General features: G+C 42.0%; 21 protein-coding genes. 10 read left to right on the top strand and 11 right to left on the bottom strand.

The genetic code is table 11. The features are described 5' to 3' along the window. Nucleotides 1-226: 226 nt before the first annotated feature. The 7 genes from ACYVGO_RS20465 to ACYVGO_RS20435 all read left to right on the top strand — a co-directional run bounded on the left by ACYVGO_RS20465 (nt 227) and on the right by ACYVGO_RS20435 (nt 6886). Entirely contained in the window at nt 227-1099 is an 873-nt protein-coding gene (locus ACYVGO_RS20465; protein WP_460970850.1) for a chromate resistance protein ChrB domain-containing protein, read from the top strand. Nucleotides 1100-1157: 58 nt separating this feature from the next. Then, the gene (locus ACYVGO_RS20460; protein ID WP_460970849.1) at nt 1158-1742 is read left to right on the top strand and encodes a hypothetical protein; all 585 of its coding nucleotides are present in this window, start codon (nt 1158-1160) and stop codon (nt 1740-1742) included. A 38-nt stretch (nt 1743-1780) separates the two neighbouring features. Then, nucleotides 1781-2926, top strand: a complete 1146-nt coding sequence (locus ACYVGO_RS20455) for a chromate transporter (protein ID WP_460970848.1) — start codon at nt 1781-1783, stop codon at nt 2924-2926. Between the two features lie 507 nt (nt 2927-3433). Beyond that, entirely contained in the window at nt 3434-4039 is a 606-nt protein-coding gene (locus ACYVGO_RS20450; RefSeq protein WP_460970847.1) for a recombinase family protein, read from the top strand. A 141-nt stretch (nt 4040-4180) separates the two neighbouring features. Next, on the top strand, nt 4181-4687 hold the full coding sequence (locus tag ACYVGO_RS20445; RefSeq protein ID WP_460970846.1) for a recombinase family protein: 507 nt from the start codon (nt 4181-4183) through the stop codon (nt 4685-4687). 284 nt (nt 4688-4971) lie between these two features. Continuing rightward, entirely contained in the window at nt 4972-5676 is a 705-nt protein-coding gene (locus tag ACYVGO_RS20440) for a hypothetical protein (RefSeq protein ID WP_460970845.1), read from the top strand. A 304-nt stretch (nt 5677-5980) separates the two neighbouring features. Beyond that, nucleotides 5981-6886 carry a hypothetical protein gene (locus ACYVGO_RS20435; RefSeq protein WP_460970844.1) on the top strand — a complete coding sequence of 302 codons (906 nt, stop codon included), beginning with the start codon at nt 5981-5983 and terminating at the stop codon, nt 6884-6886. Nucleotides 6887-7525: 639 nt separating this feature from the next. Here ACYVGO_RS20435 and ACYVGO_RS20430 read toward each other — a convergent pair. From ACYVGO_RS20430 to ACYVGO_RS20395, 8 genes are all read right to left on the bottom strand, one after another. Further along, on the bottom strand, nt 7526-8359 hold the full coding sequence (locus ACYVGO_RS20430) for an SMODS-associated NUDIX domain-containing protein (RefSeq protein WP_460970843.1): 834 nt from the start codon (nt 8357-8359) through the stop codon (nt 7526-7528). Beyond that, nucleotides 8356-9240, bottom strand: coding sequence for an AAA family ATPase (locus tag ACYVGO_RS20425; RefSeq protein ID WP_460970841.1), 885 nt, complete (start codon nt 9238-9240; stop codon nt 8356-8358). The genes ACYVGO_RS20430 and ACYVGO_RS20425 overlap by 4 nt, the downstream gene beginning before the upstream one ends. Continuing rightward, entirely contained in the window at nt 9240-9749 is a 510-nt protein-coding gene (locus ACYVGO_RS20420) for an HORMA-1 domain-containing protein (RefSeq protein ID WP_460970840.1), read from the bottom strand. The genes ACYVGO_RS20425 and ACYVGO_RS20420 overlap by 1 nt, the downstream gene beginning before the upstream one ends. A 1-nt stretch (nt 9750) precedes the next feature. Further along, nucleotides 9751-10734 carry a CBASS oligonucleotide cyclase gene (locus ACYVGO_RS20415; protein ID WP_460970839.1) on the bottom strand — a complete coding sequence of 328 codons (984 nt, stop codon included), beginning with the start codon at nt 10732-10734 and terminating at the stop codon, nt 9751-9753. A 45-nt stretch (nt 10735-10779) separates the two neighbouring features. Beyond that, nucleotides 10780-12396, bottom strand: coding sequence for a nucleotidyltransferase domain-containing protein (locus ACYVGO_RS20410; RefSeq protein WP_460970838.1), 1617 nt, complete (start codon nt 12394-12396; stop codon nt 10780-10782). Between the two features lie 4 nt (nt 12397-12400). Next, nucleotides 12401-13162, bottom strand: a complete 762-nt coding sequence (locus tag ACYVGO_RS20405) for an SMODS-associated NUDIX domain-containing protein (RefSeq protein WP_460970837.1) — start codon at nt 13160-13162, stop codon at nt 12401-12403. Nucleotides 13163-13759: 597 nt separating this feature from the next. Beyond that, on the bottom strand, nt 13760-14761 hold the full coding sequence (locus ACYVGO_RS20400) for a type II TA system antitoxin MqsA family protein (protein ID WP_460970836.1): 1002 nt from the start codon (nt 14759-14761) through the stop codon (nt 13760-13762). Continuing rightward, nucleotides 14758-15141: a hypothetical protein gene (locus ACYVGO_RS20395; protein WP_460970835.1), complete on the bottom strand. Its 384-nt coding sequence runs from the start codon at nt 15139-15141 to the stop codon at nt 14758-14760. The genes ACYVGO_RS20400 and ACYVGO_RS20395 overlap by 4 nt, the downstream gene beginning before the upstream one ends. Nucleotides 15142-15361: 220 nt before the next feature. Here ACYVGO_RS20395 and ACYVGO_RS20390 point away from each other — a divergent pair, with 220 nt between their 5' ends. The 3 genes from ACYVGO_RS20390 (at nt 15362) to ACYVGO_RS20380 (ending at nt 20094) form a co-directional block, all read left to right on the top strand. Beyond that, nucleotides 15362-16405: a PDDEXK nuclease domain-containing protein gene (locus tag ACYVGO_RS20390; RefSeq protein WP_460970834.1), complete on the top strand. Its 1044-nt coding sequence runs from the start codon at nt 15362-15364 to the stop codon at nt 16403-16405. 72 nt (nt 16406-16477) lie between these two features. Further along, complete coding sequence (locus tag ACYVGO_RS20385; protein WP_460970833.1) at nt 16478-19492, top strand: DEAD/DEAH box helicase; 3015 nt, start codon at nt 16478-16480, stop codon at nt 19490-19492. A gap of 59 nt (nt 19493-19551) precedes the next feature. Continuing rightward, nucleotides 19552-20094: a hypothetical protein gene (locus ACYVGO_RS20380; RefSeq protein WP_460970832.1), complete on the top strand. Its 543-nt coding sequence runs from the start codon at nt 19552-19554 to the stop codon at nt 20092-20094. A gap of 498 nt (nt 20095-20592) precedes the next feature. Here the strand turns inward: ACYVGO_RS20380 and ACYVGO_RS20375 are convergent, their stop codons facing one another. Genes ACYVGO_RS20375 through ACYVGO_RS20365 form a run of 3 tightly spaced genes read right to left on the bottom strand, consistent with a single transcriptional unit; the run spans nt 20593 to nt 24125 of the window. Then, the gene (locus ACYVGO_RS20375; protein ID WP_460970831.1) at nt 20593-21219 is read right to left on the bottom strand and encodes a hypothetical protein; all 627 of its coding nucleotides are present in this window, start codon (nt 21217-21219) and stop codon (nt 20593-20595) included. Nucleotides 21220-21225: 6 nt separating this feature from the next. Then, nucleotides 21226-22836 (bottom strand): hypothetical protein, encoded by a 1611-nt coding sequence (locus ACYVGO_RS20370; protein WP_460970830.1) that lies wholly within the window; start codon nt 22834-22836, stop codon nt 21226-21228. A 38-nt stretch (nt 22837-22874) separates the two neighbouring features. Next, nucleotides 22875-24125 carry a hypothetical protein gene (locus tag ACYVGO_RS20365; protein WP_460970829.1) on the bottom strand — a complete coding sequence of 417 codons (1251 nt, stop codon included), beginning with the start codon at nt 24123-24125 and terminating at the stop codon, nt 22875-22877. Nucleotides 24126-24147: the final 22 nt, after the last annotated feature.

Raw genomic sequence — 24147 nt, 5'->3', positions numbered from 1 at the left:
TTTTCGTACCTTAGCTAACATATAAGAGATTATACGACGTATTCCCTCCTTGCTGCTTCTTTTAAAGCCTTTACAGCTAACGGCATAGCTTCTACAGAGTTCATGTGGACCACTGAACTTATGAGACGATGAAGATCACCTGTGTCTGCTTCTTACTTGGGGCGTTTCGTGAGATAATATATATATTCTGCTTTGTTACTTATCTCGCTACCCTCATTTTTCAAGTATGAATTGGATTACACGAGAACGCCCAAAAATTGACCGACTGGCTTGTCCGTGGCTTATCAAACGATTTATCGACCCACAAGCCACAGTTCTCTTTGTCCCGGAAGATCAGGTTCTCCAACAGGCGCAAACGTTAGACGCGATTCCCTTTGATGTGCCCCACGTTGAATACACGCACTATGAAGACCGTTGCACCTTCGATTACTTTCTGCAAAAACATAAGCTCACCGATCCGGCTTTGCAGGCAATCGCCCCCATTATTCGTGGTGCTGATACCGATGATCATGCCTTAGCTTCCCAGTCAGCGGGTCTATGGGCAATCTCGGCGGGCTTGGCGTTCAATATCACCGATGACCAGAAGTTATTAGCGCATGGCATGGTCATTTATGATGCACTTTATAGCTGGGCGAAACACCTTCAGACGAGTAAACACACGCAAAGCCCTACCGAGCGGCTTTTGTTACAGGTGCTGCATGCGTATCTCAAACCAACAGGCACCCGCAAGCTTCCCGCCTGGGTTGATGGCTTGAAGGAAGCCATTCAAGATCAGATCGATACAAATCTGACCGCACCGGCGTACCGGCTCAGCTTAACCGAATTGTCCGAAAGTCTGGACGTGAATCCGGCTTATGTTTCGCGCACGTTTGCTCGCTATTTTGATGATTTATCGTTTGGGGAGTACATTCGTAAACTGCGTATTGAAAAAGCCCTCCAATTACTGGAAAACACCACTTACACCCTGACCGAAATCGCTTATCTAACCGGCTTCTCTGACCAGAGCCACTTCACCCGTATTTTCAAAAAACAGCTTGGACAAAATCCATCTGATTACCGAAAAAATAGGGCAAAAGGTAAAGCAGATACAAAAGGTTAAATTCATTCTATTTCGGGCCTGACCATCGGCGTATCCTTGCGTTAAAACTGATACGTCATTGATAAACCGAATCCATTGCAGCCCGAAATCGGCCAAATCTAGTAGAGGCTGGTTACTCAATTATCCTACTGCATGTCTCTTCATAGCACTGCTTTCGTGCCTAAATGAAAATTGTGTTTTTGCCCAAACACCACCCTCAACACTTTCACCAACCTATCCCCGCGTAGTTGGCTATCTGGGGGTTCTTCATCCGTTAGTGACCGTTGATAAGAATGGATCTGAGACGAACTTTAGCAATTATTATGTGGTCGGTTTTCCCATTGGCCTCAATCTATGGAAAACAAAACAAATCGGCTTTTCGGTCGAAGTCGTGCCCTTGATCCGGGCTCAGGACGGGACGAGCCGCGTGGCCAATGTGCTGTTTCATCCTGGCGTGCTGGTCAATCTGGGACATGATTTTACGTTTGCCGGACGACTCGCGTTTGAAACGTCGGGTCGGTACGGCGTGACACCCGTGTTCAATAAAATTGTCCGGCACGGTCAAACGCTCAACTATTTTGTGGCGGTGCCCCTGCCGATCCGTTTCGGCAACGACCGCCCCACATCGGCCACGATTGGCTTTCAATTCGGCATTGTTTTCTAGTTCGTTGACTCACGCTAAAAACGGTTATACTCACTTCGATGAACCAACACGCTTCTTATTCATTGAATGATCTGGTGCGTTACTTCGTGCGTTTGGGCACGTTGGGCTTTGGCGGACCGCCCGCCCTGGTCAGTGCCATGCACCATGATTTAGTCCTGGAACGACAGTGGATCAGTGAGGACGATTACCGGGAAGGCATGGCGTTGGCGCAATTGGCTCCTGGCCCTTTGGCAGCTCAAGTAGCCATCTACCTGGGCTATGTTCACTATGGCGTTTGGGGGGCTACACTCGTGGGTGTGGCCTTCATCCTGCCTTCCTTTATCATGGTGGTAGCGCTGGGCTGGGCTTATCAGCGATTCGGGGGCCTACCCTGGATGCAAGCCATCTTCTATGGCATTGGAGCCGCCGTGATCGGCATCATCACCATTGGCACTTACAAGCTGACGACCAAAACCGTAGGAAAAGATCAATTGGGCTGGACCTTACTTACCGTGTCTGCCATTGTCACCGCTGTTACGGAATCGGAATTGTTGTGGCTGGTTTTATTGTCGGGGGCCATTTATTGGCTGGTAAAGACACCCCCTCAATTAATTCGCCCCGGTATGGGAAATAGTATCGCTTTTTTTCTGCCAGCAGGTCTAGACTTCCTTACGGATTCCATCGGTTGGAAGCTGGCTATCTTCTTCGCCAAAGCAGGAACCTTTGTGTTCGGAAGTGGGCTGGCCATCGTCCCATTTTTGTATGGTGGCGTAGTCAAAGAATATGGCTGGTTGAATGAGCAACAGTTTTTGGACGCGGTGGCGGTGGCCATGATTACCCCCGGTCCAGTCGTCATTACGGTAGCTTTTATCGGCTACTTGGTGGCGGGTTTTCCGGGTGCCTGCATCGCAGCCTTGGCCACGTTTCTACCCTGTTACTTATTGACGGTTTTACCCGCGCCCTACTTTAAACGCTGGGGTAAGCATCCAGGTGTTAAAGCCTTCGTAGATGGCATCACCGTTGCGGCTGTCGGAGCGATAGCCGGGGCCGTAGTGGTGCTAGCGCGTCGGCAATTGGTTGATGTGCCTGCCATTTTGATCGCCCTAGCCACTGTGGGACTGCTTTATGGGTTCAAGAAACTACCTGAATTAAGCCTCATTGGTGGAGCCGCTATGATTGGTTTGCTGCTGCGTTACGTTGCCTAAGGTCGTTCGTATTTGGACAGGGTAATGAATCTGTGATGGTCATTGCAGGTTTGTTACCCATGTGTTTAATAAATTTTCATAAAAAGGAACCTATTGTTTACTATTTAATCGACAGCCGAAATGCATTTTTGTTTTTGGGGTAAGTTCACCCATAAACGTTCCTCAATAGGTGAATAGAGTTGCTAATTATTGGCCATTATTCAGTTTAATTCCGTCCTTAAATTGTATTTTACCACTAAATAAAATTAAGGATGTTCTTCCCACCACTTTTTAATATTTTGTACTTTTCATAGTAGTCGTTCAGAAAAGGCAACCTTTTCGTGAACGGTTACAGCAAAAAATGACTAATGATTTCTTCCATCAGTTATTCGTGGTAGACACAAGCTTTTTAAGTTGAGCATTAGCAACCTGATAATTCTGTAACTTCAACGTTCACAACCTGCTTTCTGAATCGAAAATAGATTTCTCACTTTCACGTCCCTAACGTGAGACAGTCACTATTATACCATGAAGTTAGGTTATGCCCGAGTCTCAACGCAAGATCAAAACTTGGCACTTCAGCTAGATGCCCTAAAAGCAGCAGGTTGCTTAAAAATCTTTCAGGAGAAAGCCAGTGGTAGTAAAATTGAACGGCCAGAACTAATCAGACTATTAGAAATCATTCGGCAAGGTGATACCCTCATTATTTGGAAACTGGATCGACTAGGCCGTTCCTTAAATCACTTAATCGAGATTGTGACTCAGTTAGAGGAGCAACATGTTGGATTAGTCAGTCTGAACGACCCGATCGACACCACGACGGCTCAGGGTCGGCTCGTTTTTCGCATTTTCGCTAGTCTAGCCGAGTTTGAACGAGAGGTAATTCGGGAGCGCACACTAGCTGGTTTAGCCTCCGCCCGTAGACGGGGGCAACTCTTAGGGCGTCGTAAAGGTCTTTCCAAGGCGGCTGAGCAGAAAGCCCGCATTGGTGAAAGCCTTTACAAAGAAAATAAATACTCAGTGGAACAAATCGCCCGCGAGTTACACATTTCTAAAACCACATTATATAAATATCTCCGCCAACGAGGTGTTGAAATTGGAGCTGCAGTTCAAAACACAGTCGCTACAACTTAGATGAGAAGTGGATGTATGTGAATTTAACATTTATTAAACGAGCGTTTGTTAAATGTTAAATCCGAGTACCTTTATGCCATAAGCGTAATTTTTGTGCCGTGGAACATTGTTTCGGACACAAATTGTCTAAATACAACTCAAATGATGCAGCGACCCTACGTAGGCTACTTCCGGGTGTCAACTCAGAAACAGGGACGAAGTGGCCTAGGCCTGGAAGCCCAACGCTCAGCTGTCAATACCTATCTGGGTGGTAACGGAGTGCTGGTAGGAGAATTTACCGATGTTGAGTCAGGGAAGAAAAATGACCGGCCTCAATTACTGGCTGCCATCGCGTACTGTAAAGAGCAACGGGCAGTCCTATTAATTGCCAAGCTGGACCGGTTGACCCGAAACGTGGCCTTTATTTTTACATTGAGGGATTCGGGTATTGAGTTCGTTTGTGCCGATATGCCTGAAGCCAATACGCTCACTATCGGCGTTATGGCTACGATGGCGCAGTATGAGCGGGAGCTGATTGGTGAGCGTACACGAAAAGCATTAGCCGAAAAAAAGCGTCAGGGAGCTCAGTTGGGAACGCCTGCCAACCTGGATGGAGCCGCTATTCTGAAAAGTCGTCAGATTCGCCAATGTAGCTGCCCGTCAAGATGAAAACAATCGACGGGCAGCTACATTGGCTCGCTCACTGCGGCAGGCAGGCCAGAATTGGAGTCAGATTGCTGAGACGCTTAATAGTAATGGTTTTCGGACACGTCGTGGTAAACCCTTTCATGTGATGCAGGTGCAACGAGTTATCGAGTTGATAAATTCATAAAAATCTGAGTTTATCAGTCATCGTGAATAAATAGCGCTAAATATCAGGAATATAATAGATCGTGGAGTGATCGTTAAGGTAACTTAATTACTCCTGAATTTTAATCATTTCCTCTATCAACATGCCAAAAATTAAAAAGAAAGCTTCCATTAACTGGGAAGTATTAATCAGTGATTTAACTGATAACTGTGTGAAATACCATGATCTATACTACAAAGAAACTGGCTTTACTGGTCCAAGCCTTCATTTTCACATCAGAGCGTTGTCATTACAAAATCCACAAAAAATAGAGTATGTATATGCTACTTTAACTGCATGGGGTATGCACCGAATGGGAAAAGGGGGAGCCAAGTTGAATAACTTTGATGTTTTTGAAAAAAGCGTTAATGATTGTGAATCCATATTCAGGAAACTAGAAAATACTATGCTAGAGGATAGTAGCAGTGTTGAATTTGATTATATCAAAAATTTATTTGACACTTTGAATCCAATGGCTTCCGAATTCAAAATTGTTGGCGTTTCTAAGGTTTTGGCCCATTATATACCTAACAAAATTGCACCGATTGATCGGCAGTATACCTTTCAATTCTTGAACCAAAAGAAAGTCACAACTGCACCGCGAAATTGGAATGAATTTGAATTGCTTCGGGAAATTCACCTTCAACTATTCAAACCAGTTGCATTGAACGACAAATTTAAAGACAAGGCATTTAAATGGCTCGATCAAAAATCTGACTATCCTTGGGATACTTCAATTCCAAAAATCATTGATAACTTGATTATAGGAAAACTTAAAGATAAGGGATGGATAGATGGTGTTTCTTAGTAGCATATTAACGGAATATCCGCATTTAGGTAAATAAAGCTGGCAGTTACAGTTAGATTTTCAGAATTTTTGCTTTCAATACTGATTTGCAGGATAAGATTATCAAATTTGCCTACCTTTACCCATCTAAATGTTAACAGCATTAACTTGTGAAAATGGTTATTACTATATCATATTTTTTGTGTTAGTATCAGAGATGTAGTTACTTAGATTAATTTATTTGCGCAAAAGATGGTTCTGTCTAAGTTACTTTATAATTTGTCATTTATTACAAAATTCAAGAAAACCTAAGCTACTATAGGCTATGGATTTGGGTTCAATTGTTGAGCAGAATCAGGGTAATATCGCTTTCATCATTGGTAATGGAATAAATCGATATTTGAACAATCCACAAGCTATTTCTTGGGATGAGTTACTTATAAGACTTTGGAATGAATTTTCTCCAGATTCATATAATCAAGTTCCGGAGGGAATTACATTAACAGAGTTTTACGATTTACTAGAAATTTCTGCAGGAGAAAGTCGCACTTCTAATTTCCAAATTCAGAAAAAAGCTAGTGAACTACTTTCTGGGTGGACCTTTCAACAACACCATACGGCTCTTGTCGCAAAAGCTTATCTAATCAACGCCCCTATATTAACAACAAATTTTGATCTTATCTTACCAAATTGTTATTCATTAAGGCAATATTATACTGATACAAAAGGTTTTACTGATTTTTATCCCTGGACCACTTATTTTGGCGACAGGCAGTTGGAATATCCAACAGATGGTTTCGGTATTTGGTACATAAATGGATTTGTAAATTACCATAGAAGTATTCGATTAGGCCTTACACATTATATGGGGTCAGTCGAAAAAGCCCGAACGCTACTTCATAAGGGTGATGAAAATAAATTATTTAGCGGAAAAAATCAGGAAAGATGGAGAGGGGCAAAAAGTTGGTTACATATAATTTTCAACAGGCCCCTTTGTATTATTGGCTTAAATTTGGCAGAAAATGAGGTATTTATCCGTTGGTTATTAATTGAAAGAGCCAAATATTTTAAAAAATTTCCAGAGCGACGAAAAGCTGGTTGGTATGTTACAAAAAGTAATATATCACCTGATTTAAGATTAGCTGGTAAATTAAAGTTTCTTCAAGGAGTAGGACTAGAAATTATCGAAGCTAATGACTATTGGGATATTTATGAGCGACCTTGGTATTAATGCATATTTTCTATAAAGTTCACTTTAGCAATCTATTCCAATTACTTTAAATATGAATGCTCCTGCTTTTGAAAAATCGATTAAGCAACGACTCATTTATGATTTCTTTTATCCTGGTATATTAGGATCTATGTTATATGATTTACTTCCCTTTGAAAGCAGTGACATTTACTATATTAAGCTAGCATTAACCGTTTTTTTTGCCATGGACTACTATCACCTTTATTTTGTCATGGATCCACAGTTTAGTCCGGAACAAAAAGATACTTGGAGCTATGTGTACCTCGACTTGGTTGTGTCTATTTGTATGTTTGTAGCTTTTAAATATACTAATCCAACGGGTAATTTTCTATTTACTATAGTTCCAATAGTTTTGATCCCTTGTTGTTTTCTTTTCTATAGTTTTAAATTAAACTATAATGTTTGGCTATATTTTTCCTTCTTATGTGTCGTATTTTTTGGTGCTTTACTACTACTATTTTTAAATTATTCGCTTATAAATAAATTGGTGATTTATAGGTACGTAAATTATTATTGCATTGGTATCACAGTACTTTATAGTAGTTATGTTATATTCCAAAGCCGAAAAATTGCAACCTAGTTTGTAAATTCAACATCAGTTTACCACCGATTGCTTGTTTAATCTTGGCTCCATTTCATATTGATAGCCCATTTTGTATGGGCGCCAATTTTATACAATAATCGTTTTTGTCTATTACAATGTCCTAAACATTGGATTAACTCATCATCAGCCCACTTTATATAGTCAGTATCCCCTTGTTCATAAAGGTGTTTTAATTCTTCATACTGAATTGTAGTTGGAATTAACTCGAGAATGTCGTACTGAAGTATTTCTTTACAGCCCCACCCAGGTGTTGTATGGATCGGTGTCGTAACTGTTCCTTTGAAGTAATAATTTACATACTTGAAATTTTTCTGAGACAAAACCGAAGATTTTCCTTCAATAAGCTCCTCATAAAATTCTCTCCAATGAGAAACTTCGCGATCCTTTCCTGTATTAAACCAATCTAAAAACTTTAGTGATTTTGAAGCAGGAATAAACAGAGCAAAATCATCTTTCATCCCACCTGAATTGACGAGTTTTAAATCATCTCGAGAATCATAATCATTCTGTAAAATACTTTGTGTCCTTTCAAAGCGTTTATATTTCCCACCAACTAATTGATAGTGGCCAAAATTAAAATTTTTCACTAATAGAAGTTTATCCTCAACTTTAATTACATAAAGATAAGCCATTGAGAAGCGTACTCGTTCCTTAAATAAAGACAGCCAAAGTAAATATAGAGATAGCTTTAGCCTATTAAAATTTGTAACGACAAACGTAAAGATAAATGTTATTAAGGTTATAATACCAGCTTGAGAGAAACCTGATTCCCAAAATGGTTGATTCCCCCAATAGCCTACTGCTATCAGTATAAGGGATACAATTACTTCTACTGAGAATTTTTTCATTTAATTTGCGGGCTTGGTTTTACTTTTAATACAACGTCTTTTATAGAGTTGAAAGTAAGACCCCTGTCAGGATAACAAGTTGCTATTGCTTCTGGAAGTATTTTTAATCTAATATCAGAAAAAGAAAAGCCTAGGCCTTCGTTTTTCTCAGGTCCAGTCAGTTCGGCTAATTCGTTGAGCTCTTCATTCGTTAGCGTTAAACCTTTTAGGCTTTTTTCGAAGAGCGCTATTCGTTCTTCTTTATTCGGACGTTCAAACTCGAGTACAATAGAAGCTCTCCTGATAATAGCCTCATCTAAAAAATGTAGTCTGTTAGTTGACATAAATACAACTGCCCGCCCTTGAAGTTCCCTAATTTCATCAATCTTCTGGATGAGCGTGTTGACAGCTGCCTTTTCCTCCTGATGCATTTGCATGGTTGATCTCGTAGAAGCAATCGCATCTGCTTCATCAATAAGAAGAAAGGCTATACGACGTTTTCCAGCCTGCTTTTTCAGTTCGGCAAAGGCATCATTCACTAAATTGCCCATTTGTCCGTGTAAACCTTCCCCCCGCACCCTAGTACTTAATTTCAAAAAGAAACCTTCTTTTTTTAATTCCCTGACCATCTTATCTGCTATTGCTTCAGCGGATATGGTTTTTCCCGTCCCAGCATCACCTGACAAGATGATTAATGGGTATTTATCTTGGAGATGCTCGATAATGGGGAGCTGGGTTTGGTGAAACTTCTTGCTCCATTTTGCCAGTCCATCTTGATCGAGAAGTAATTTAAGATTTGAATAAATACGGTTGAATTTGCTGTCAAATCCAACTAAACTCTGAGTCCTTTTTTGAATGATATCACTAGGTAATTCAAGGGTATTTTCAAATATTGATTCCATTACTTAAAGTTTGTTTTTTGAAGTTCAAAGCCTTTGCTAGCGTATAATTGGGCGTTGCTGCTGGCCAGATGCGGAAATGAGTTATTGATCGAAGAGGGTGACCAGGGAATCTGAAAGTCTTTCTGTACGTTAGCTCGTTGCGTTGTGGTTAACGCTTTCCATTTTGGTGTATACGACAGAATAACCGTAAGACGCGTATTGGCAATGTCTATCCAGTCATTGTTTTTACCTGCCCGCTCACTATCCGTGGCTCTCCCTAATGAGTTTACGACAAACTTACTAGCTCTTAATACTTTGCCTGTTGCATTATCCACTAAGGCAATATCCACAGAGTGTAAGTACTCTTTTTCAGCTAGTATAATAACATCGTGAAAGATTTGATCCACGTAATCCATTGTCCACTTTCCCGTTCGTCGAGCGATCGTTCGGATATCAGCTTCACAATTTTCAAATGTCTTCCTAACATCAAGCACGGTGTATGTGCTTGTATTTACTGTAGTATTATACATGTTACTTTATGTTAAACGTTGGACCAAATATTGATTTCCATTCTTGAATAGTATCACCTTCATTATTCCGGGCAATCGCCATATTTAATGTATCAAATGCCTCTTCTGCCTCCGATACTATTTCTGCCCATTTATCCTCTGTCATTCTCCGAGCCACATTGTTTTCGTTGTTTGTATTGTCGCTAACAAAAATGGGCGGATCAAATGATTTGGGGACATTATTAATAGCTCCCTCAAAACTGATTATTGGGAAAGTAGCTGTACTTAAGAATTGAAAAAATCGTATGATTCCCTCTTCGATGTTCTCTTCAACACCATATTGCTCATCTAAATAGGCTGTAATTAGCTCAATGGCAAAAGAAGATAAGCCCGGTTCGTCGTCTGTCGGATAGAGCTCTTTATAATTCTTCCACCATTTGATTGCCCGTACGATCGCTGTGTAGGATGAATTCTGTTTTCGCTTGGTAAGTGAAAAGGCAAGTTGTTTTGTAACGCTAGTAATGTATTTTTTCCCTCCACGCCTACTGGGTTGCCAGACGTAGTCCGGAAGATTTTCTAAGGGCACAACAGGCACAATATCTACTTCTAAACCTGTGCCACTGAAAGTAATAGTTACTGATTTGGTGTTCCCTTGGGCGTCAAAATCTTTCCTGATGTCCTTTTGCGGGTATATTGATTCTAGGTAGCCAACAATGAACTCATACAGTTTTTTTAGATCATTTTGAATGTTGCTATCACCCTCAACAAAAAGCAGTAAATCAATGTCTATTGGATTGTCCCCGGTTGGCTTTAGAATCGTATGCTTTTTCCATGAACCGCCAATAATGTATTTAGTCACTTTAAGCCCATGTGAGTCATCTTCACCGATCTTGGCTTCCAACCGCTTTTTTAAATTCGCAATTTGATCCCGATACTTACCCATATTCTCGGGCTGAAGCTTGATTTTATCAATGAAGTGAGAAAGTTGTTTGTTATCGAATCTCATGTAAGTAGAGAATTAAAAGTGAATACCAGATGGCGGCTTTATAGGTTAGTGTGGTGCTTCTGCTCCGATCCATTTATTAGTTAACAACCACACTTCGTAACATACAATCCATTCCGCAATCCAAGGAACTGTAGTTTCGGTGATTCGAGTTCGGTTTGTCCAAATGTGATCACTAGCGAAATGCAAGCACAGACTTTTGTCTGAGTGCATGTGGATGTTTGGATTTGGCTCAATAACTGGGTTGACTATATATACCCAGGGAGCCATGCCTGGTAAATATTCGATTTTTACCTTGTATCGACAACATAACTCATGCGGTTGAATCCACCCTTCAGCGATTAATTTGCCGTTCTCTACTCGGCACCGAAACGTACTTCCATAAGCCTGCTGTAAAAAATGCATTTGGTAAAATCCAACCGTATTTCGTTGACGAATCTTACCAGCGGAAAAACGTTGACCACCATGAAACCTATGCGGCTGATTCTTAATCGGTGTAGGATCTGGAGTCAATTTGACATCCCGCGTTGTGTGAAGCCCAGGGGCTGTTATTAGCCCACTTAATCTTTCTACTTTTTGGGATTTTTCTGTCCAAGCACGTTGCTCTGTTAGTATGCGTTTTACACGTTCATTACCAAATAATTTTTGCAATAACTCGTCACTAGTTGCTGAGTCGCTTGTGGAGACAATTTTTCCCCAGACGTCTCGCATATACGAAACGAAGTTGATAAATGCCTTATACTGTTTCGGTTCGGTTTTCCACTTATCACCAAAGTTTTCCTGTGGATTCGCTGGGTTGGGAACTTCAAATGGTATTGGCTCTCTGTGCTCATTATATCTTACCTGAGACAATGTATAGTCTGCCCAACCAGCGATAATATCAGTAATTGACAACTGCTTTTGGTAAGAATAACCTGCCGTAGTTGTCAGTACGATACTTGACGCAGCCAAATCTGGATTATCATAGAAGTACACATCTCTTATGCGCTTTAAAATCTGGACAGCACGTTTAAGCGGGGGCTTGAGTGCATAAGGTACGGGGTCTGTTAGCTTTTGGGCAGCCTCAACCATCATGCGCTTTTGGTACGATTCTTTTAGAAGCTGCCATTCCTGTTTTGGAACCCAGGCTTGCTGTTCGAACCAGTTACCGTAACCAAGCGGATTGCTGAACGTCCAATCTTTTAACTGCCGATCTGGCACAATTAAGCGTTCACTGTTGTCTACTAATTCTTGGCAACCCACCAAGATATCCAGATGAAAATCGTCCGCGTAAACGATTCGGATGCACCGGTTCTTTCGTTCGATCATACTCTTATATGTATCGTGTTCGCGGAGCCGACGTTCCAATTCATTTAATACTTCAATCGCTTCATGTAGCTTACCTGTCAGGAAATCTAGGTGGCAAACAAAATCGACGTCGAATTCGCTTTGGCGGTAAGGTTTAACTGTGGTGTCGATTCTGATAGATCCTTGCGGGTAAATATCAATAAGTGCATCCTGAAAGAACTGCAAATCTTTTTCAATCCACTCACTTACTGCCTTATAGCTAGTTTCAATACGCTGACGCCTGGTTGGATCTAGTTGTAAGCTCTCAGCTACCCGGTTCAGCGTATCATCGAGCTGACTAATTTGAAAATGGTTTGTAGATAGTGGTATCGGTAACATGATTTTACTCAGAGAAGATTTTAGTGGTGTTACTAATCAGTAATTTCGCGTGTTCTCCAATTGCGAACGGCTTATTTTTTAGCCGTATATCATAGCCCAAGCTTTCAATTAAATCTTCGGTCACCCATTTGTAGTCTAAGTGATCCTGTTGCTGCATCGCACGTAAGGCCGCTTCCTGAGACGCCGTTGGCATTAGTTCATACACTTCATGATACAGCAGTTCCTGAGATTTAAAGTACTGAGAGTAATGAAACGTCGGTACCGTATAGAGGTATCGAACGTCAATTGTGGCAAACTTATCAGCCGGCAGCAAACCTGGTTTAACAAGTTCTTCCTGAAACTCGCGAGTCTGATCCACTTCACGATGTTTCTGTTTGTTATACCATTTTAAAAACTCAAATATATTCTTACCTGGTACCCGAACTCGTAGATCATGCCGACTCGTGTCATCAATGGGTAGACAATCATCATCACGTACGCCCATTGACTCTAATGCGTCGATCGCTGGTGTGTACCATTTCCTAACACCGCCTACAGGTTGAAATTGGTCGATTCGTTTGCCACGAACCAGCAGGTATTTATCGTCTAGCTTGATTCGGTACAAGTACCCTACTGACACTCGGTATAAAGTTTTGCTTCCGGCAAATTTGCTGGCTACCCACAACCGACGCATTTGCTTTGAAGGCAACTTTTCCTCTGTAAATTTTTTCAGCCAACTTGTTGCAAGGCTGATGGCCACTTTCTGGCCAATTGTCTCAAGTATCATAGTCATCTGATTTATAGATGGAGATTCCAACATTTGGAGTGCTCAAGTCTTAGTCAACAGTAGCTAGGGCGACTATAATACCAATGAGAATTAGGAAGACTATGAGTGTTAATAACTGACCATTAGCACCACGTGCCTCAAGTGTAATACCCTGCCAGTTAACACGTACCATGTCTTCGGGAAAGTCATTCCGATTATCACTAACTGCGATTTCAATTGGGTGGGCAACTAGTGGTGTATTTTTCCGCGCAGAGCGACGGCAACTAAAGGCCGTAGAATAAGATGGCTTCATCGTACTATCAGTAAAAATTGACAAAAAGCCGCTCTACATTGTGTAAAGCAGTACCGTCAGAAAACGATGAAGAATCGGAAGGAAGACATAACAATGCATGTAAAGTGCAGTTGTTGTTTTTTCTGCACGATGCATTACATTTGCAATGTCGTTCACGACAAATTCATGAAACGTTTGGGGTTGATCATTCCCCACAAGCGGTTTTCTGATCGCTTTAACGTTTCGGCCGGAAAAGTGCTCCACAGGTTTCTCAGGCCAGGGCGGGAGCACTTTTCGTTTTTATAATTTTCTCGTTGATCCAGATTCTAAACGGCTTTTAAGTCGAACGCATACTTATAATCAATTTTCTCGTGCTGACCTTCATGATCAGTCCAGGCACGCTCTTCGTGGCTAATACCAACAATGTCACTGGTGCGGGCAGAGTAAAACCGTTTGACAACCTCGTCAAGTACAGCCAACTCTTCGTTACTAAACAATTCATTCCGGAACGCTACGTGTTCACACGAACAGTATTGTTCTCCTATACGATTGTCAAATTCTTCATAATGTACCCGATATAAGTCTTCTTTTACACCGTGTGCATACAACGCATCATAGTTATTTGGAACCGGTCCTAGTTGGATAGCCCGATAGGTAGCTCCCGATATTGACATTTGATGTCGCTTAAAGCAGAGGAAATCTGCATAGAACATCAGCTTATTAAGCTTAGTCTTATAAGGCTTAGTCTTCTCTGCGAAGAACATTGTCATATACACAAATTTCTCCACGTTAGGGCGTCGATAACCAGTGTACTGACTAGGTCGTAAGCTGCCGAAGAGATATTCACTTACCCAGTTGACAGGTTTATTGCGTCTCTCTTCAAAAATCAACTGATCAATTTTTGATAGCAATTTTTCCTGTTCCTGTTCCTCCAGTACTCCGCTGATGCAGATCAGCTTTTTAAATTCTTCAGGATCTTTAGCTAACTGTATCAGTCGAGCATTTGAGTCAGATGGAATTTCACCTGTCTCATATTGTCGATAGCTATTAATTCCAAAGCCAAGAACCTCTGCCATCTTGCTTGCCGATAAGCCGTATTTTGTCCGAATCGCAGCAATTTCGTCGGGGAATGGCAAATTATGAGCTGCCCTGTATTGATTGAGCACTTGGTTTTGATTGACTGAGTCCGTATGCTCATCGGTGAACTCCTCGCCAGTCTCCTCACACAAGTAGAAGTGATGGACAATCTGGAATGGCTCACGGCGAAAAAATCGCGTCTCTGGCCTAGTCCTCAATTCCATCGGAGAACCTGTTAGGGGGCTGTTCATACTAATATTTTATTTTTGAAAGGGTAAATCAGTTTCTTTGATGCCCAACGAAATGCTCGACACATTACGGGAGCTTTGTCAACTCCTTTTGATAATTCTATAAACACCTCTCCTTTCTGCAAAGTCCTTCCAAAAACCATAGATGGGTATTGTGGGTGTAGATTACACAGATATGGCCCAGTAGAATAATCTTCTGGACTTAACCCTTTAATAATGGATGTTCGCTGAGCTACCGTTAAATTCATCTCAAGTAATTGATCAAGATTATTGGTAGGCTTCTCAAGAAAAGCTAAACCGTGTTTGTCAGCTTTTACTTTAATCTGCTGCAAGAACTGCTCTACTGCCGTGTAAATCATGGGATGGGTAAAAATAGTCAGCATTCTGACACAAAGGAGAGTATAATAATTTCAATTCGCAATATTTATCACTATAAAATTTTTTATCACCTGTTTTTAGGGCTTAAATACGTACTATTGCACTTTAAAGTGAATACGCAAATAATGCTTAAGGACTGGCATTACCCTATATCTAAGCTTACCCCCATTTGATTCCTTACTTTTGATATAGCCTTGATTTCTTTAGTTCATCATTAATTATTTTATGAATTCAGACCTATCCACAGCTGATCCGCTGCTTAATGATTTACGTGTGCTTATAGCTCAGTCACGTCAACAAATAGCCTCGGTTATCAATACTGAAATCACCCGGCTGTATTGGGCTATTGGGAAACGAATCAATGAGGACATATTAAATCAGGGTCGAGCTGAATATGGTAAACAGACGATCCGTCGGCTCAGTGAGCAGTTGATTGCCGAATTCGGCCGAGGATTCAGCGTAGCCAACTTGACAAATGCCATTGAACTTGCCCGACTATATCCCGACACTGAAATTATTCAGACAGTGTCTGAACAATTCAACTGGTCTCATTTCGTGACGTTTGTAACCATAAAAGATGAGTTGAAACGAGACTTTTATATGCAGATGGCGCGGCTGGAACGATGGAGCGTCCGTACTCTCCAGAAGAAGATGGATGGTATGTTGTATGAACGTACGGCGATTTCAAAGTTACCTGAAGAAACGATCAGGCAAGAATTAGCCCAGCTGCGGGATGAAAATCAACTCTCACCTGACCTAGTTTTTCGCGACCCTTATGTACTTGACTTTCTAGGATTAGAGAATAATTACTCTGAACTGGAGCTGGAAGATGCGATCCTGTCAGAACTTCAGAAATTCATCATTGAATTGGGCAGTGACTTTGCGTTTATGGCCAGGCAGAAGCGCATTGTTATCGACGGCGAAGATCACCGTATTGATTTACTATTTTATCATCGTCGATTACGGCGACTCGTAGCTATCGACTTAAAATTAGGTCGGTTCAAGGCAGCTTACAAAGGCCAAATGGAACTCTATCTGGGCTGGCTTAAACAGTATGAAATGCTTGAAGGTGAGGCCTCTCCGATTGGCCTAATTTTGTGCGCTGAGAAAACGCGCGAACACATTGAACTGATGCAATTGGACAAAGGGGATATACGAGTAGCGGAATATCTAACCTATCAATTACCAACCACTGTATTAGAGCAAAAACTACATTTAGCTATAGAGCAAGCTCGTCAGCGATTAGACTACCCAGCGAATGAGGAGTAAAACCAAGCAATAGAAATTACTGACTTGGGACGGAGGGTAGACTATTACAATTAATTAATTTAATCAAATTCTATGAGTTCAACTCGATTGCTTGCTGGATTTATCGGTATAAACCGACACGCCGACCAGAATATACCTGACTTAAACTGCGCTCGGCGGGATGCTACGGCCCTGTGGGCACTCTGGCAGGATACACTTCCTGAAACGTCCCCAGTTTTGTTGGTCGATGAGCAAGCAACGGTTGCCAGAATCGATGAGGTGTTCGCTCAAACACTTGATACGGCCAACGAACAAGATATTGTGCTCTTGGCTTTCTCTGGACACGGTACTCACAACTATCGGTTGGTGGCCCACGATACAGATAAAGAGAATTTGGCCGAAACGACCATTTCAATGGCAGCATTAGCTGAGCGGTTCCGTAGAAGCAAAGCCCGTCATATTCTGCTGGTATTGGATTGCTGCTTTAGTGGTGGCGCGTCAGCTAAAGTGATTGAAGACGGCTTACAATCACGAGGCAGCGGTTTTTCTCTTGAAGAATCATTCACGGGTAGGGGACGGGTCCTGCTGGCTGCAGCTAACGTAGACGAGGAAGCTTGGGAAGTTGATGGACACGGATTGCTTACTTACGCACTAATAGACGCGTTGCAAACATCAGATGGACCCTTGGAGGTTGCTCACATGATGGCTGATGTAGCGGGCCGGGTACGTGCTGAAGCTAATCGTTTCGGTCTGACACAAACCCCTAAATGGGTGGGAGACTTTGAGGGTGGCTTCACGCTACCAACCTTACGACCTGGGACTAATTACTATAAAGAATTTCCTGAGAAGACCGGCCTTCACGTCTCTACTGATATTAATGAATTAGCGGGGTTCAATCTGCCCCAGACGATTCTTTCATCTTGGGCAGCGGCCTACCCGGATGGTTTAAACGAGCTACAACTATCTGCTGTCAACGAACACCGGTTATTGGACGGGCAATCTCTCCTTGTAGTAGCTCCAACTAGCAGTGGCAAAACATTTATTGGAGAAATGGCCGCTGTCAGGGCCGCAACAGCAAATCAGCGGGCTGTATTCCTTTTGCCTTATAAAGCCTTGACTAATGAGAAATATGAAGACTTTACGGCTCTGTACAGTGCAAAGTTAGGCTTACGTGTCATTCGTTGTACAGGAGATTTTCAAGATTCAACCAACGCATTCATACGGGGGAAATACGATATAGCCTTGCTCACATATGAAATGTTTCTCAACCTGGTGGTAAAAAACCAAGGGACACTTAACCGCATTGGTGTCGTCGTTATCGACGAAGCCCAGTTTATAACCGAGCCTAACCGTGGCATTATAGTAGAACTTCTACTCACATACCTATTAGCCTCCCGAGAACGGGGCATTTCTCCTCAAGTAGTGGCACTTTCTGCTGTAATCGGTGATACGAATGGATTCGAGCATTGGTTAAAGTGTAATGCTCTAATTAGCACTCGTCGGCCGGTGCCTCTCGAAGAAGGAGTCATCGACCGCTCGGGCATATTTGAGTACATCGATACTGATACGCTAACTGTACAAACCCGTCAATTTCTCCCACCAGGAGCCGTTGTACAACGTCGCAAGGAGGCTGGTGCCCAAGATGTTATTGTTCCGCTTGCCAACGTGCTTCTGAAGCAACAAGTTGGAGCAAAACTTATTGTCTTCCGCAATATGCGGGGCAAAGCAGAGGGAGTAGCCGGTTATTTGGCGAAGGATCTAAATCTACCACCTGCCCATGATGTGCTGGCGTTATTACCTGCGAATGATCTTTCAAAGACTTCAGCCCGTTTACATGATTGCTTATTGGGAGGTACCGCCTTTCATAATAGCAATCTATCACGTGAAGAGCGCGAAGCAGTGGAACGAAGTTTTCGGAAAAAGAATGGAAGCGTACATGTTCTGGGAGCGACAAGCACACTTGCAGCCGGAATTAATACACCGGCATCCGCAGTAATTTTAGGAGAAACGGAATTCGTAGGAGAGGATGGACGTCCATTTACAATTGCCGAGTATAAGAATATGGTTGGCCGCGCCGGTCGACTAGGCTACAACGAACGCGGTCAGTCATTCATAATTGCCAACACGTCTTTGGAACGGCGGCATCTTTTTCAAAAGTACGTTTTAGGTCGGCCTGAACCGCTGCGTTCCTCTTTCTCAAACAGTCACTTGGCCACGTGGGTACTGCGATTACTGGCGCAGATACCGCGTTTGCTACGTAATGATGTATCCTCATTGCTGGCTAATACATATGGAGGATATATAGCCGGTCGTGCTGATCCGGATTGGAGACAGCGAACTGAAGTGTATGTCGAGCGGATAATGGTAGACCTTATTCAATACGGTTTGGTGGAACAAGAAGATAAGCATGTACAATTAACACTGTTGGGGTTTGCTTCTGCTAACTCGTCGCTTGCGTTTCCTTCCATCGTTCGTTTGCTGCAAGTTCTGCAACAAATAGGTTCCGCAACGGTAAGTCTGGAACGGCTGTTGGCTCTTACTCAGGTCTTACCTGAACTTGACGATACATATACGCCACTATTTAAGAATGGTAGCCTTGAAAAAACGTGGCCTCGCCACGTAGCCATACATTTTGGTGAGGACATTGTTCATCTTTATGGACGTTCGTTAACTGATCCACTAGATTACTATCGTCGATCAAAACGAACTTTAGTAGTAAATGATTGGATAAGGGGGACCTCAATGGAAACCATTGAAAGTACCTATACCAACAACTCATTTTTACCAATGAGTTATGGCGATGTGCGACGGATAGCTGATGCCACACGATTTCACTTACGTTCTGTTGTTCCCATCGTACAAGCACTATATCCGATTCTTGACTTAAACGATGAGGAATTGGATACGTTGACCACCCGATTAGAAACTGGCTTACCGGTTACAGCATTGCCTTTGATAAAGATATCAACTTTGACTCGTGGAGAAATTCTAATACTCGTTCAGAATGGGATACGTGAACCTGCGAATTTATGGGCACTGGATGAGACTCAGTTAGGTAAGCTAATTGGAATAAACCGGGCGATTGAACTTGCGCAATTCCGGCCCTGACCAATCAATTTGAGCAAACCACTTATACTCATATAGGCGTTTACACAATATATCTTAAAATGAATACACAGGTTAATAACGAGATTCTTCGTCGTCAACTTAGAGACATTTATGATTGCTATCGAACGGCATTATATAATCGTCAATACTATGGATGTAAACTCAACAAGTACAGACGTTGGAACAGAATTCTAGACATCTTTTTGGCAGTTGGTTCATCATCAGTTATAGGTGGTTGGCTTATCTGGAGAAACGAAATTGGAGCTACTATCTGGGGCGTTATAACTGCAATTGTAGCAGTAGTTGCTATTGCTAAACCCATTTTAGATCTACCAAAAGAAATTGAAAGGTATAGCAAACTCTTTGTCGGGCATGGAGATATATATTATGATCTTAAGTATATTGTTAGTGAGATTGAGCAGCAGCAGAGTTTTTTAGATAGGCTGAAAGAATCCTACGAAAGGACATTGAACCGACGGAATACGCTTGCAGCTGATGACGATGCAAACCAGAATGCCAAGCTGGCAAAGAAATGCTTTGAAACTGTTAATAAGCAAATTCCGCCTGAAACGTTGTGGATGCCTAAGACTGAAAATAATTAACTTTTATTATGTTGAACCAACAAAACCCTGATCGCCAGAGACCTAATCCCAACAACCCTCCCCGCCCCCGCGAACCAGAGCGTAGGGATATACCTGTTCCAGATAGAGGAAAAGAACGAGAAAGAGCGCTTGAACCTCCTGAAAGATGGCCAGAGCCAGGTAAGGAAAAAAGGTAAAAGAATATCCAGTTTGAATTAAGAACTGGTTAGATAACTATAAGCTTATAAACCATCAGTTTACTTTAATATGAACAAAATAAAACCTGTTCATATTAAAGTAAACTGCGTAATAAAGCGTTTAGTAAAACCTCAACCTAGCTAGAAACGCTGAACTATTAAACTGAACGGATTTTTTGAACGCGAAAATGCATGTTTTCAGTCTCTTCCCTCCTGCCCGATCACCGTTCATTTAAACGTCCAATTATTTCCGGATAAGCCACCCCTATTTTTATACCTGTCAAACCCGGCTAGTGATATATGGAACAATAGAAATTCATAGTTACTGAATAAAAGGTACCTCTTCAATACGGCCAATTTTAGGAATAATTTGAATTAAAATACGCTGGTTACGTGAGTCAGCACCGGGAAAACGCCCGGCGCCCTCAACACCACTTCCTGCTATAACGACTTCACAAACATTGGGGTCTAATCTGACTCCCTGTCGAATCCAAAGGGTTTTAAGAGCTAATGCACGCTCATAGCTCAGTCGATTGTTATATAAATAACCATCTTTTGAGGCCATTCCCTCAATGACTATAAGATATTTAATTTTATCGCTTCTGTATTTGGTCTTGAGTGAGTCTTCTACAAATCGTTCAATAGATTTGCCTACTGCTCTTAAATAAGAATAGTTGTTAGGGAAAATGACGTCACTTTGGGATCTGAACTGAATCTGTTTTCGGAGTGCGAACCGTTTGTACTCCTTCTGATACTGAAAATAGTTGGTATCTAAACCACTGGTCGCATTCTGAATTTCCGTAATTTTCTTTAGCTGTTCCTGGGTTGCTTTCTGTTGGTATTTCAGTACAGCTACTGTCATGACATAAAGAACCAGCATGATGAAAAACAAGCTCGTCATCAAGTCGGTATAAGAAGTCCAGAAAAATGTTGATTCGCGCGGTTTCATTGAGGGTTAGCCTACGTAGTTAATTCCGTTACGTCGCCCGAAGAGCTTGGCATAAAATGGCCGCTCAGCCTGGCTAATAAATTGTCTTAGTAGTCTGTTTGTAGTAGCCGTTTCCTCCTTTAATTGATGAATAGTTCCCAGCACACTACCCTGTAGAATAGCATCACTCTTAGCGTATTGGCTCAACGTTTCAGTAAGCGACTCTAAAAAGTTCAGTTTGGATAAAACGCCCCGGTTCTGCGAAAACTCCTGTTTAAGTAGATCTTCTTCCTGAACTTGAATCTGTTTTACAGCCTGAATTCTTTCATAAATATGCGCTTGGAGATCCGTCAAACTCTTATCCACAACCTCATCTAATCGAACTACAGTGTCACTGATGAGTAGGCCCCGTTCTTCCAATTGGCTAAAATGGCCGGTTAAAAAATGCTGTAACTGCCGATTTTCTTCAATGGTCTGACTGATTTTCTCCGCTAGTCCTACAACATCTTGCGAGCGATCAACTAAGGCTCGAGCATTAGCAGCAAAACTGTCTACCTGTTGCAGTCCGTATACGAGCCGTTCTAAGGCGTCGGTACCTTCTCTTAATTGAGTTAATACATTAACGTTTAGTTTAGCTACTCGTGTTATATCAATTCGTTCCAGAGCTTTGACTGACTGTTGCTGCGCCATGAGAGCTTCATAATTCTTGTCCATCAAACTCGTCAATTCCTGAGTATTCCGATTCATCAGCCCCTGTAAACTCGCCACATTCCGGGCAAATAACTCGCCGAAGCGGTCTAACGAGCGATCTAGTCCGACAATTCCTGCGTTGACACTCTCAGATAGAATAGGAAGCAATTCCGTTTGTAGAAAGGTAAAGAACTCATTTTTTCTTCGTTCCACCTGATTCTTAGCCCCTCTGAAAACTAGCCCATTGGTGTATACAGTGAGAGACAGCCCTATAAAAGAAGCAATCATTGCAATCTTGACCCCGCCCAATAAGTTGGCAATTCCGTTTTTAATAAACTCGGCAGAATCGACATCAGGAAGACTTAGCAAGCCAATTATAATCCCTAACATGGTACCCGTCAGTCCGAGATACACTGGAATTGGTGCGGAGATAGCAATTTCTTCTTCGAGTGTATCTAAATGGCGTTGAACAATATCACGAAGCAGGTTGAAGTCAGCAACTGCACCTTTATTTCGTATTAAATACGTGTTTATGGCCCATCTTATACGGCTCATTACGGCACCTTCTGGAGCATCCACTACGATTAATAGATTGATTATTTCGGTATCCACCTGTATTTGGGCGTCCCGGCTAGCTCGCTCTAATACTTCTTCAAACGCTAGACCTTGTGCCTGGTAATAGTCGATGTTCTTTTGAGTCTGTACATCCCTGGCCGTTTTCGCCTTCTTTACATAACTGTCCAGATTGTTTAGTAAGTCAGCCGGAGCTACCGTACGAAAATCATCTTCGAGTATTTCAACGTCAGTAAGCCTAAATGCCGAAACTTCCGGAAGGCTCAGTTTGAACGCCCGGACGGTAATCAATGTCTGGACAAAAAAAACAATTTGTAAGAGAACAATTACTGCCACAATTACATATTCAACCAATTCAATAGAGGGAGCTGCCATAAGGAAATAGTCAGATTAGAAATATTGAAAAAGTAGAGTTAGGCAAATCGAATCTGCGCCTTATGGGTCACTCGCCACTTATCGCCCTCTTTTACAGCCCACCCCTTTTTGTTGGTAATAATGCGATTAGCCCGTGAGTCGAATCTACTGTACTCGCAAGCTGGTTGGAGATATGTTTCAGGATAATCCAATGCCCCCGAAACGGCACCGGCTGATGACTCAAATAAGAATGTGGCCTGTATACCTTCACTATCGATTAGTTCGAAACGGTAAACGGACTTGATTGGATCAAATTGCATCTGGCGTTTGTCAGAAAAAGTGCCCATGCCATCACTGGTGGGCGTTGGTGTTGATAGGTAAAATTGTATCGGTACAGGTGGGCTAGCTGGAGTGTTTACTTTAGGTATGTTGCCAACATTGCCAACTTGAGAATCGCTTGTCGTTGTAGCGGTGGCTTCACTGGATGGATTATCTAATTGAAGCGCATGCTGGCTATTGTCGGCCGGTTGTCGTTCAGCGAGTTTTTGTTTTAACAAAATGTTCTGATTTTTCAATGTAGTTACTTCCTCTTGACGTTGGATTAACTGAGTCTGAAGCTCCTCGACCGATTGCTCAGTATTAGGTGTTGATTCCTTAGCATAACTACGCTTACGATGTGAGGATTTATTCTGGCGCTTCTTGACAATGTTGAACCATACTAAAAGCCCACAAGCACTAATAAACAATATAGCAAGCAGGCTGCTTACCCAGATCCACAATTGTTTATTTGATTCAAGCTGCTTTATTTCTTCATTCAGCTGACTAAGTTGTTCCTCCTGTGTCGACCCCAAAAAACCTTCCTCTTCATTGCCATCAGACGGGATAGTATCTTGGTCAGCAGTTGCTTCTTCTATAGCCGTTTGAGCAGATTCTGATTGACTCGCACTGGGCTTGGACAGGTTACTTTTTTCTTTTTGTTGAGTAAATCCGTTGGGATTGATTTTATTGATGTGCTCAATCTGTGCTAATAAACCCTTGTTGCTCAACTTAAGCGGCCCTAGCACCTGCTTAGCCTCTTTCGCCAACTTCGTAAAACTCGAATAATCAATACACTCTTTTGCCATCCCTTTCTTATCAAGAAAATAGGCGTCGAGTGGTGCCACTTTAGCTTTATACTTGTTTTTTAAATTTTTATAATCCTTAACCCAGTCGCGCTTTCCTTTTTTTAGTTCAATGCTGCCCCGCGGGCATTGTGCCTTAGTTCCTGTTAGGATCAACAATAGGCAAATGGTCAATATATATAATTTCATTGAAAGGTGGGGAATATTGTTT

It is taken from the genome of Spirosoma migulaei (assembly GCF_054776855.1).
Note: the sequence above shows the minus strand (reverse complement) of the source record. Positions and strands in the feature narration are given on the sequence as shown.